5 protein-coding genes are annotated in these 4,483 nt (G+C 72.0%); 4 read left to right on the top strand and 1 reads right to left on the bottom strand.

Translation table 11 applies throughout. The annotated features are described in order from the left end of the window. Positions 1–548: alpha/beta hydrolase fold domain-containing protein (locus Q0L15_RS13795; protein WP_296605024.1), on the bottom strand; the 548-nt coding region annotated here is incomplete at its 3' end. 153 nt (positions 549–701) lie between these two features. Here Q0L15_RS13795 and Q0L15_RS13790 point away from each other — a divergent pair. From Q0L15_RS13790 to Q0L15_RS13775, 4 genes are all read left to right on the top strand, one after another. Continuing rightward, on the top strand, positions 702–3,230 hold the full coding sequence (locus tag Q0L15_RS13790) for a response regulator (protein ID WP_296605023.1): 2,529 nt from the start codon (positions 702–704) through the stop codon (positions 3,228–3,230). Between the two features lie 37 nt (positions 3,231–3,267). Beyond that, on the top strand, positions 3,268–3,402 hold the full coding sequence (locus Q0L15_RS13785) for a hypothetical protein (RefSeq protein WP_296605022.1): 135 nt from the start codon (positions 3,268–3,270) through the stop codon (positions 3,400–3,402). A 42-nt stretch (positions 3,403–3,444) separates the two neighbouring features. Next, a complete protein-coding gene (locus Q0L15_RS13780) occupies positions 3,445–4,203 on the top strand; it encodes an LLM class flavin-dependent oxidoreductase (RefSeq protein WP_296605021.1) in 759 nt (252 codons plus the stop codon). Between the two features lie 30 nt (positions 4,204–4,233). Next, a partial coding sequence (locus Q0L15_RS13775) for a hypothetical protein (protein ID WP_296605020.1) occupies positions 4,234–4,483 on the top strand: 250 nt, incomplete at its 3' end.

Below are 4,483 nucleotides of genomic sequence, written 5' to 3'. Positions count from 1 at the left end.
CGCGCCAGGATCGAGACGACCGCCGCGAGGTTGCCGCCGGCGCTGTCGCCCATCACCCCGAGCCGGTCCGCGTCGCCGCCGAGCTCGGTCGCGTGCTCAGCCGTCCAGAGCAGCGCGTCGTGGCAGTCCTCCACCCCGGCGGGGAAGCGGTGCGTCGGGGCCAGCCGGTAGTCGACCGAGACCACCACGGCATCAAGCTCCTTGGCCACGATGCTGCAGGTCCAGTCGCACTGCCGGGCGCTGCCGAGGACGAAGCCGCCGCCGTGGAAGTTCAGGACGACCGGCCGGGGCCGGCGCGACCAGGCGTGCGGCGTGTAGATCCGCAGCGGGAGGTCGCCGTGACGGGCGGGGAAAGAGGTCGTCCGGACCTCGACCCCGCGCTGCAGCCGACCGAGCAGCAGGCTCGCGGGCGGACCGTCCGGGACGACGGCCGTCTGGGCCTTCTCGAGCTGCTCCGCGGTCATCCGGGCCACCGAGAACCCCGGGTTGGCCTTCATCAACCGGTCCAGTGCCCGGATCCCGGGACGAATCCTCGTGTCGGTGCTCATCCTGCCGAATTCTAGGTGGGGAGGAGCAGGCGTTCGCGAGCACGGGAGCAGCTTCTTCCGCGGATTTCAAGGTCGTTGGTCCCGATCTCTCGGGTTCATCGAACCCAGGACCCCGGGCCACCCACCGGTTACGATCGTCGAAAGGGGGAGTGAGTGCGAGGCAAGCGACCATCTCGGCTTGTCGTCGCCCTGTGGGGGCTGACGGCATTCCTGGTCTTCCTCCACCTCGCCTCCGGTGACTCCGGCTGGGTCTTCGACGGGTCCTACCTGGCAGCGGTCTCGCTCGGCGCGGGCATCGCCTGGTACGGCGCCCTGCACACCCCGCGCGAGTCCCGCATCGTGCGCACGCTCATGGCCGTCGGCCTCAGCCTGTCGGCGCTCGGCGACCTGGTGTGGAACATCTACGTCTGGGCCGGGCGCGAGCCCGATGTCTCGCTGGCCGACGTCCCCTACTTCCTGAGCTACTTCGCCCTGGGCGCGGGCGTGTCGATCATCCTGACGATCCGTCGAGACGGTCGGCTCCACTTCAGCCTCGACGCGACCCTGGACGCCTTCAGCATCGTGGTCGTCAGCATCCTGGTGTTCTGGAGCATCTCGATCCGCGACATCGTCGTCGACGACTCGATGTCGACGCTCACCCAGGTCGTCCTGGCCTCCTATCCGGTCCTCGACGCCGTCCTGCTCGCGCTGCTCGTACGCGCGGTCGCGATCCGCCGCACCCGCAAGATGATCGGCATCGGCCTGCCCCTCGGCGTGCTCTGCTGGCTCATCTCCGACGTCTTCTACTACGTGCTCGCGGTCGGCGCGCCGATCACCGGCTCGCTCGACCTCGGGTGGATGGTCGGGGCCGTGCTCATCGGCCTGGCCGCGTTGCGACCTCCGACGCGCGCGATCGACGAGTCGGAGGAGCCGGTCGACGGGCGCACCCCGCTGGGCCGGCTGGCGATCGCCATCGCGCCGCTGCTCGTGCCGCCGGTCATGCTGATCATCGGGGAGCTCACCGACAAGACCTCGGCCCACATCGGCGAGGCCGCGATCGGAATGGTCGTTCTCGCCGGGGTGGCCTTCGCCCGGACGGCTCGCCTGCTTCGCGTCGAGGCGCAGGCGCGCTGCGAGATCGCGCTCGCGCGCGACGCGGCGCTCGAGGCCTCCCGCGCCAAGTCGACGTTCCTCGCGACGATGAGCCACGAGATCCGCACTCCCATGAACGGCGTCATCGGCCTGACGGGTCTGCTGCTCGGCACCGAGCTCGACGAGCGCCAACGGCAGTACGCCGAGGGCGTCAACAGCGCCGGCAACGCGCTGATGTCGATCATCAACGACATCCTCGACTTCTCGAAGGTCGAGGCGGGCCGCCTCGAGCTCGAGACCATCGACTTCGACCTCGTCCGGGTCGTCGAGGAGGTCGCCGAGCTCATCGCGGAGCCGGCCCAGGAGAGGGGGCTCGAGCTGCTCGCCTACTGCTCCCCCGAGCTGCCGACCGGCCTGAGAGGCGACCCCTCCCGCCTGCGACAGGTGCTGCTCAACCTCGCCGGCAACGCGGTGAAGTTCACCCAGCGCGGCGAGGTCGTGGTGCGCGCGAGCCTCGAGTCGAGCACCGACCACGGGCTCCTCGTGCGCTTCGAGGTCATCGACACCGGCATGGGCATCGAGGAGGCCGACCGCGCGCGTCTCTTCGAGCCCTTCTCCCAGGGCGACTCCTCGACGACCCGTCGCTTCGGCGGCACCGGGCTGGGGCTGGCCATCAGCGAGCACCTGGTCACCGCCATGGGCGGCCAGATCGGTGTGGACAGCCGTCCGGGACTCGGTAGCACGTTCTGGTTCACCCTGCCGCTCGAGCTCGCCGAGGAGGCCTCGACCAGCACGCCGCGGGGCAGCGACGACCTCGGAGGGCTGCGGCTGCTCGTCGTCGACGACAACCAGACCAACCGCACGATCCTCCACGACCAGCTGCACGCGTGGGGCCTGGAGGTCGAGCTCGCCGAGAGCGGCGCCGAGGCCCTGGCGATGCTCAGCGACGCCGCCCTCGCCGGACGGCCCTTCGACCTCGCCGTGCTGGACCTGTGCATGCCCGAGATGGACGGCCTCGAGCTCGCCTACCGGATCTCCAGCAACCCCGAGCTGCCGGCGGTCGGCATGGCGCTGCTCACCTCCGGTGGTGACGTCAGCCAGACCGAGGCGCGCTCGGTGGGGGTCGCCGCCAGCATGACCAAGCCCGTCCAGCTGTCCCGGCTGCACACCACGCTGCGCGACATCGTCGGCACCCGCCCCGAGCCGGTCGAGGTGCGGGTGCCGGAGACGCCGGTCGGCCGAGGGCGCATCCTCGTGGTCGAGGACGGCGAGATCAACCAGCTGGTCGCCGTCGGCATCCTCGAGCACCTCGGCTACACCGCCGAGGTCGCCGACGACGGCCTCGCGGCACTGGCCGCCATGGGACGGATGCGCTTCGACGCGGTGCTCATGGACGTGCAGATGCCCGGCATGGACGGCTACGAGGCCACCGGCGAGGTGCGCCGGCTCGAGGGCGACGTGCACCACACCCCGATCATCGCGATGACCGCCAGCGCGACCGCCGAGGACCGCGAGCGCTGCCTGGCCGCGGGCATGGACGACTACCTCTCCAAGCCGATCAACCCGGGCGCGCTCGAGACCGTGCTCGGTCGGTGGGTCGCGAGCGTCTGAGACGCATCGGTGCTCCCCCGACGGGTACCGCACCGGCATGAAGCTGTTCCGCACCGCCGCCGCTGTCGGCATCGCCAAGAAGTTGTACGACGAGTCGCGCAAGCCCGCCAACCAGGCCCGCATCAAGCAGGCGGTGCAGACGGTGCGCGACCGCCGGGCGCGCAAGCACTGACGCAGGCGCCGTGACCCCGCTGAGCCGTGGCAGGCTAGCGCCATGGCAGCGACCACCACCCCTGTCACGGGCATCGTGTTCCGTCCTCAGCTGCCGCCCGAGGACCTGCGCGCCGTGGTGGAGCACGCCGAGTCCGCGGGCCTGGCCGAGCTCTGGCTCTGGGAGGACTGCTTCCTCGAGGGTGGTCTGACGACGGCGGCCGCCGCGCTCGCCTGGTCCGAACGCCTGGTCGTGGGCGTCGGGCTGCTGCCGGTCCCGCTGCGCAACCCGGCCCTGGCCGCCATGGAGATCGCGACGCTCGCACGCCTGTTCCCCGACCGCCTCGTCGTGACGCTCGGCCACGGCGTCCAGGAGTGGATGGCGCAGGTCGGCGGCGCCGTCGACTCGCCGCTGACGCTGCTGCGCGAGCACGCGGCCGCCGTCCGGTCCCTGCTCGCGGGCGAGACCGTCGACACCGCGGGGCGCTACGTGCGGCTCGACCGGGTCGCTCTCGACTGGCCGCCGGCCACGCCCCCGCGCTTGCTGGTCGGCGGCCGCGGGCCGCGGACCCTCGCGCTGGCCGGCGAGATCGCCGACGGCGTACTCCTCGACTCCGTCGCCGACGCCGACGCCGTACGCCGGGCGCGCGGCCTGGTCGGCGACGCCCACGTGGCCGTCTTCAGCGAGGTCGCCGACGCCGCTCAGGCCTCCGACCGGGTCGACGAGCTGGCCGCCGCCGGGGCCGACACGGTGATCCTGCAGGCGCCGGGCGACGCTCCCGACCCGCGGCCGCTGATCGACGCCCTCGCTTCCCTCCCCTGAGGGGCGGCTCCTCCACTATCGTCGGCCGCCATGCAGGCACTGACGGACCTCTGGCGGGCGATCCCGGACCCGCTGCACGACCCGGTGGCGCTCGCGGCGCCGTTCTTCCTGCTGTTCGTCGCGCTCGAGGGGCTGGCGGCGTACCTGCTCGAGGACGAGCGCCCCGCCGACCAGCGCCGCGCCCCCGACGGCCGGGCGCTGCCGCTGCCCGGCGGCTACGAGCGCCGCGACGCGCTCGCGAGCATGACGATGGGCGTCGTCTCGATCATCACGATGAGCC

It is taken from the genome of Nocardioides sp. (assembly GCF_024509035.1).
GTDB lineage: Bacteria > Actinomycetota > Actinomycetes > Propionibacteriales > Nocardioidaceae > Nocardioides.
This window is presented reverse-complemented; position numbering and strand designations above follow the sequence as displayed.

Excerpts from the sequence above, each read along its gene's own strand:
- Q0L15_RS13785 (WP_296605022.1), top strand. The coding sequence starts at position 3,268 with ATGAAGCTGTTCCGCACCGCCGCCGCTGTCGGCATCGCCAAGAAGTTG.
- Q0L15_RS13780 (WP_296605021.1), top strand. The coding sequence starts at position 3,445 with ATGGCAGCGACCACCACCCCTGTCACGGGCATCGTGTTCCGTCCTCAG.